This is a genomic window from Chloroflexota bacterium, from assembly GCA_014360825.1.
Taxonomy (GTDB): Bacteria; Chloroflexota; Anaerolineae; order UBA2200; family JACIWT01; genus JACIWT01.
In genome coordinates this window covers 22,886-29,443 of the sequence record JACIWT010000024.1, presented here as the reverse complement: position 1 = coordinate 29,443, position 6,558 = coordinate 22,886, and the positions used below count along the sequence as shown (strand labels likewise).

The window sequence follows — 6,558 nt, the reverse complement described above, 5'->3', positions numbered from 1 at the left end:
CCCCAGAGCGCTTGCTATTCACAGCGAGCGGGATTTGCTCGACGAAGCCCTGGGCTATCTCTACTACTACAACAACGTACGAGAACACTCCTCCCTGGGCTACCAAACACCTTTTGCCCACCTCAAGGAGCAATTGCCAGAGATCGATGAGAACATCAGGTTGGTCGTACCTTTTATGCTCGACAAAGTCGCCGTTGAACTAGGCCCTTGGAGTGGATACCATGTGCTGGCACAGCACCCTTTCGTACCAATTCTCGGAAAAAGATTTTTCTTTGCCGGTCGAGTGTGTTATAATGTAAAGTATGAGCATCCAATTCACGTTGCTGACGACAGACGCTCACAGCCGGGCCCGGGTGGGACTCATAGATACTCCCCATGGCGAGATACCCACCCCCGCCTTCGCCCCTGTAGGCACACAGGCTACGGTGAAGACCCTGTCGCCGCGAGATCTTGAGGAAATCGGCGCCACCCTGATCCTTGCCAATACCTACCACCTGTACCTGCGCCCCGGGGCCGACGTGATCGAGAAATTGGGCGGCCTACACCGCTTCATGGCCTGGAATGGCCCCATTTTGACCGACAGCGGTGGCTTCCAGGTGTTCAGCCTCCAGGACCTACGCGCCGTCAGCGATGAGGGTGTGAGATTCCGCTCCCACATCGATGGCTCAGAGCACATCTTCACGCCGGAGAAAGTCATCCACCTGCAAGAGCAATTTGGCGCGGATATCATCATGACCCTGGACGAATGCCCCGTGCCTTTCGACTACGAGTACAATGTGGCGGCCATGCGGCGCACACATCTTTGGGCGGAGCGCTGCCTGGCGGCCCACACCCGACGCGATCAAGCCCTTTTCGGCATCGTACAAGGGGGCATTTTCCCCGATCTCCGGCGTGAGAGCGCCGCCTTCATCACGAGCCTGGGGTTCGACGGATACGCCGTTGGGGGATTGAGCGTGGGCGAGCCCAAAGAACAAACCCTGGCTATGTTGGACCTGACCGTGCCCCTTTTGCCGGCCGACCGGCCGCGCTATCTTATGGGTGTGGGGTCGCCGGAAGACATCTTTGAGGCCATCGCTCGCGGAATAGACGTATTTGATTGCGTCTTGCCCACCCGATTGGCACGGAACGGGGCTGTCTTCACTCGGCAAGGGCGGCTGAACTTGCGCAATGCCGAGTTCACTGAGGACCCACGCCCGATTGAAGAATCCTGTGGGTGCTACACCTGCCGCAATTTCTCACGTGCTTACCTACGCCATCTCGTCAAGGCCGATGAGCTGTTGGGCCTGCACTTGAATAGCCTGCATAATGTGTATTTTCTGCTACAATTGGTGCGCGATATCCGCCAGTCGATTCTGGATGGCACCTTCACTGCCCTGAAGGAAGCGTTCTTGGCATCCTATCCGATTATTGATGACGCCGTGCGCGAGGCGAACCGCCAGCGACGCGGGAGCAGAAAGGCAGGGAGGACACGATGACCAATCTCTTCCAGGCGCTCGTTCTCGGTATTGTTCAGGGCGCAACCGAGTTCATCCCCGTTTCCAGTTCGGGTCACTTGGTCTTGCTGCCCTGGCTGCTCAGTTGGCCCAACCCGACACTGGCATTTGACACCACGTTGCACCTGGGCACCCTGGTGGCAGTCCTCTTGCATTTCCAACGTGATTTCAGGCAGTTGATACGCGCTTGGGTAAGGAGCCTACAGACACGGGACCCCAGCAGCCCAGAGGCTCGGCTGGCCTGGTTCCTCATCCTGGGCACAATCCCCGCCGCCGTGCTGGGTGCGCTTTTCGAGAGCAGATTCGAGCAACTTTTTGGCTCCCCTCACTGGGTAGCGCTCTTGCTGATCGTTACGGGGACATTATTGGCGCTGGCAGAGTGGTCCGGTAGACAATCGCGCGACGCGGAGGAATTGGATGCACCCAGCGCGCTCCTGATCGGTATCGGCCAGGCGATGGCCATTGCACCCGGCATCTCCCGCACTGGTGCTACGATGTCCGTTGGTCTTCTATGCGGACTTAAGCGCGAGGCAGCGGCTCGCTTCTCGTTTCTTCTGGCCACGCCCATCATCCTTGGCGCTGGCGCTAAACAGTTGCTGGACCTAATGGGCGAAAGCAATCCTCTGCGCCAGGCCCCCTCCCTGATGGTTGGATTCGTCGCTGCCTTGTGCACTGGCTATTTCTGCATCCGGTTTCTGTTAGGCTACCTGCGCACCGGACGGCTGTACATCTTCAGCGTTTATTGCTGGGCCATGGGAGTGATCGGCCTGATACTGACCCGACCTTGATCAGGCGAGTGGAAAGGGCAGTGAGAGCACGACGCATCTTATGGATGGGGATATTGGCCCTGTTGCTCGCCAGTTGCAGCGCGGGAGTGAAAACCGCCACCCCCATGCACCTGCGAATGAGCGGATCCGAGGCTGTGGCCAAACTCTTGCGCAGCGTAGCCAACTCTTACACGCAGAAACACTCGCACATAACCGTTGATATAGAAGAGACAAATTCCAAGGCTGGCCTGCACTCGCTCCTGAGAGGGGATGTGGATATTGCCCTGGTCTCTGGGCCCCTCACACAGGAAGAAGCACCCGGCCTACGTATCGTGCCCATCGGCTACGATAGTATCACCATCGTGGTGAATCCAAGTAATCCCGTACACGATCTCACCCTTAGTGAGATCCATGCTCTCTTTGCCGGTGATATTTTGAATTGGAGCCAAGTCGGTGGCGAGAACACACCGGTGCAGATCATCAGCCGCGAGGATGGTTCAGGAACTCGGGCTGCCTTCGAATCACAGGTGATGGGAGAGCGGCGTGTTACACGGACGGCTCTGGTAGCGACTGGGTCCGACACAGTGTATGATGCAATCGCGGCAGATCAGAATGCCCTGGGCTACCTGCCAAGTAGTCTATTGGGCCCACGCGTGCGAGCCATCCGCATCCAGGGCGTAGATCCCATGCCGTCCAACTTGGGGAACGGCAGTTATCCCCTCACCCTGCCCTTGCTGCTGGTCACGCATGCAGATCCGCCTCGCGTCGTAGCAGATTTCGTGGGATTTGTGCTCAGCCCCGCTGGGCAACAGATCATAAGCGAGAGTTGTCTTCCGTTGCAGAAGATGCCATAACCCAGCGCAAGCGAGTGGCGAAACCAATCAGTACCCGGGTGCCCGCCGGGCATTTGGCAGCCATTGAAAGTTGTGGTAAGATAGAAATGGGTGATACGCCGCCGCATTGCTGGGAGGAAGTCCCAGCGAATCAGGCGGCGTACAAGTGTCCCGAACCGTATCAGAGAACCGTTCTGTATATCCGCGAAAAAGGAGAGCAATGACCGAACAGATCGAGAGCATTGCACCCCATGGCGGCACCTTGATTGATCGGGTGCTGCGCGGGGATGAACGAGAAGCAGCCATAGACCGGGCCAGGGATCTCCCCTCCGTTACACTGACCCCGGTCGCTATCTCCGATCTCGAACTCATCGCCGTTGGCGCGTTCAGCCCGTTGACCGGCTTCTTAGGTTCGGCGGACTATCACTCCGTTGTTGAGGACATGCGTCTTAGCAATGGATTGGTGTGGAGCATACCCATCACCCTTCCTGTATCGAAGGAAGTGGCAGAGGGGCTCCGAGAAGGCAAAGAGGTGGCCTTGGTCGAGGCGAACGGACATCTGATGGGCATTCTCGAACTACGCGAGAAATACACTTACGACAAAGTGCGCGAAGCGCAGATGGTCTATCGCACCACCGACGCCAAACACCCAGGAGTGAAGCGACTTTACGAGCAGGGAGAAGTACTGTTAGCCGGGGACATCTGGCTGATCAACCGCCCCTCCAATGTGGAGTTTCCTGAATTGCGACACGATCCGGCTCAGAGCCGCCGCATGTTCGCTTCCCGTGGCTGGCGATCCATCGTTGGCTTCCAGACCCGCAACCCCGTTCACCGGGCCCACGAGTACATCCAGAAGACGGCTTTAGAGATAGTGGATGGTCTTTTCTTACACCCACTGGTTGGCGAGACCAAGCCCGATGACATCCCTGCCGAGGTGCGGATTCGCAGTTACCAAAGCCTGCTGCGCGATTACTACCCGCCTGACCGGGTCATCTTGGGCGTTTACCCCGCGGCGATGCGTTATGCCGGGCCCCGCGAGGCCATTTTCCACGCCCTGGCACGCAAGAACTACGGTTGCACACACTTCATCGTCGGCCGCGACCACGCCGGGGTCGGCAACTACTACGGCACCTACGACGCGCAACGGATCTTCGATGAGTTCAAACCCGAAGAGTTGGGCATCGTCCCTATGTTCTTTGAGAACACCTTCTATTGTCGCAAATGTGGTGGTGTGGTCTCCTCCAAGACCTGTCCCCACCAACCAAGTGACCACATTGTGTTCAGCGGGACACAGGTGCGCGAGATGTTGATGCGGGGCGAAGCCCCGCCACCGGAATTCACGCGCCCCGAAGTGGCTCGGATCTTGGTCGAAGGCTTTCGTGGGAGCGGCTCTCCACCGACAGCCAAGAAGCCAGCCGAACTCCACAGGCAGGGCTCAACAATGACTGCCAGCCAGCGCGCCAAAGTGCTCATCCTCGGTATGGACTGTATGACCCCTCAATTGGTCTTTGAGCAATGGCGCGACGAACTGCCCACTTTCAAAAGCCTGATGGAGGGCGGCATATGGGGCCGGCTGAACAGCACGATCCCACCCATCACTGTCCCCGCTTGGATGTGCATGGCCACAAGCAAGAACCCGGGCAGGCTCGGCTTCTACGGCTTCCGCAACCGGGCCGACTACTCTTACGAGCGCATGACCATCGCCAACTCCAAGGCTGTTACCGAGGATACCGTGTGGGACATTCTGTCGCGTGACGCCCGGCGCGTCATCCTCATCGGTGTACCACAGACCTATCCGCCCAAGCCAGTGAACGGCCTGGTGGTCAGCGATTTTCTCACCCCGAGCACCAAGAACCGGTACACCTACCCTCCCGAACTGAAAGCCGAAGTCGAGGAAATCTCAGGCGGCTATATGTTAGATGTGGAGAACTTCCGCACCGAAGACAAAGATCACCTTCTACAGCAGATCTACCTCATGACTGAGAAGCGCATTAGAGTAGTGAAGCGACTTTTGACCACCCGGGAATGGGATTTCGCCATGTGGGTAGAGATGGGGCCGGACCGTATCCACCACGGCTTCTGGAAATACTTCGATCCTTCGCACCCTAAACACCAGCCGGGCAATCCCTATGCCAACGCGATCAAAGAATACTATCAGTACCTGGATCGCGAAATCGGGCAGATACTTGCTCTGGTGCCTGAGGAGACAGTGGTCATCGTGGTCTCAGATCATGGGGCGAAGAGAATGGTCGGCGGAATTTGCATCAACGAATGGCTGCGGCAGGAAGGATACCTTACACTGCGCGAGGAGCCGAATGGCATCACCCCCATCGAGAAAGTCGAAATAGATTGGGGGCGCACGAAGGCATGGGGCGCGGGAGGCTATTACGGGCGGCTCTTCTTGAACGTGGCCGGGCGTGAGCCGCAGGGCACAATTCCCCCGGCAGATTACGAGCGCGTGCGCGAAGAACTGACTGCCAAACTGGAGGCCATCACGGACCCACAAGGGCGCAATATTGGCACACGCGTGTTCACGCCGGAGAAGGCGTATGGCAAAGGCTACAAAGGCATCCCCCCCGATCTGATCATTTACTTCGGCGATCTGGACTGGCGCTCGGTGGGAAGTGTGGGTCACGGCTCCGCATACACGTTCGAGAACGACCTGGGGCCAGACGATGCCAACCATGCGCAAGAGGGCATCTTCATCATGCACAATCCACGGTTCAAAGCCCGCGGCGAGATAAAAGGGCTGGACATTTTAGACGTTGCACCCACCGTGTTGGCCATTTACGGGCTGCCAATTCCCCCCGACTGGGAGGGGAAGGTCATCCCCGGTAGCGGGTGAGAGAATGGGACACAAAGGCTTCACTCTGTGGTTCACGGGGCTCTCTGGCTCTGGCAAATCCACACTGGCGCGACGCATGGAAGGCATCCTGCGAGAGCGGGGCTTCAAAGTAGAACTGCTGGATGGAGACATCGTGCGCCAGAACCTGAGCAAGGGCCTGGGCTTCAGCAAGGAGGATCGCGACACCAACATCCGTCGTATTGGCTTCGTCTGCCACCTTCTGACACGCAACGGCATTGTAGCCATCGCCGCCGCTATCTCGCCCTACCGTGCCGTGCGCGACGAGGTACGCGCCACCATCCAGGACTTCGTTGAAGTTTATGTCAAATGCCCGCTCGACGTGTTAATGGAGCGTGACGTAAAAGGGCTGTACAAAAAGGCTTTGGCCGGAGAAATTCAGGGCTTCACGGGAGTGTCAGATCCCTATGAAGAACCGCTCCACCCCGAAATCGTGATTGAGAGCGACAAAGAGACGCCCGAGGAGAGCGTTGCCAAAATCGTTGCCAAACTGGAGGAATTGGGCTACCTTCCCCCAGTAAAATCAGCAGATGTATACACCCACGACGAGCAGCAGGTCGTCGAGGACCGATTAAGGGCTTTGGGCTACATCGAATAGCCAG

5 protein-coding genes and 1 pseudogene are annotated in these 6,558 nt (G+C 57.8%); all 6 read left to right on the top strand.

Annotated elements, in window-relative coordinates:
• Window positions 1-302: 302 nt before the first annotated feature.
• The 6 genes and pseudogenes from tgt (at window position 303) to cysC (ending at window position 6,554) form a co-directional block, all read left to right on the top strand.
• Window positions 303-1,475 carry a tRNA guanosine(34) transglycosylase Tgt gene (gene tgt, locus H5T64_11845; GenBank protein ID MBC7265029.1) on the top strand — a complete coding sequence of 391 codons (1,173 nt, stop codon included), beginning with the start codon at window positions 303-305 and terminating at the stop codon, window positions 1,473-1,475.
• Window positions 1,472-2,281, top strand: a complete 810-nt coding sequence (gene uppP, locus H5T64_11840; protein ID MBC7265028.1) for an undecaprenyl-diphosphatase UppP — start codon at window positions 1,472-1,474, stop codon at window positions 2,279-2,281. Before tgt ends, uppP begins: the two co-directional genes overlap by 4 nt.
• 20 nt (window positions 2,282-2,301) lie before the next feature.
• The gene (locus tag H5T64_11835) at window positions 2,302-3,114 is read left to right on the top strand and encodes a phosphate ABC transporter substrate-binding protein (GenBank protein MBC7265027.1); all 813 of its coding nucleotides are present in this window, start codon (window positions 2,302-2,304) and stop codon (window positions 3,112-3,114) included.
• Between the two features lie 199 nt (window positions 3,115-3,313).
• Window positions 3,314-4,465, top strand: a pseudogene (gene sat / locus H5T64_11830) (sulfate adenylyltransferase).
• 69 nt (window positions 4,466-4,534) lie between these two features.
• Window positions 4,535-5,938 carry an alkaline phosphatase family protein gene (locus tag H5T64_11825; GenBank protein ID MBC7265026.1) on the top strand — a complete coding sequence of 468 codons (1,404 nt, stop codon included), beginning with the start codon at window positions 4,535-4,537 and terminating at the stop codon, window positions 5,936-5,938.
• 4 nt (window positions 5,939-5,942) lie between these two features.
• Complete coding sequence (gene cysC, locus H5T64_11820; GenBank protein ID MBC7265025.1) at window positions 5,943-6,554, top strand: adenylyl-sulfate kinase; 612 nt, start codon at window positions 5,943-5,945, stop codon at window positions 6,552-6,554.
• The last annotated feature ends 4 nt before the right edge of the window (window positions 6,555-6,558 follow it).

Coding starts and splice junctions, on each gene's coding strand:
- tgt (MBC7265029.1), top strand. CDS start 303: ATGAGCATCCAATTCACGTTGCTGACGACAGACGCTCACAGCCGGGCC.
- uppP (MBC7265028.1), top strand. CDS start 1,472: ATGACCAATCTCTTCCAGGCGCTCGTTCTCGGTATTGTTCAGGGCGCA.
- H5T64_11825 (MBC7265026.1), top strand. CDS start 4,535: ATGACTGCCAGCCAGCGCGCCAAAGTGCTCATCCTCGGTATGGACTGT.
- cysC (MBC7265025.1), top strand. CDS start 5,943: ATGGGACACAAAGGCTTCACTCTGTGGTTCACGGGGCTCTCTGGCTCT.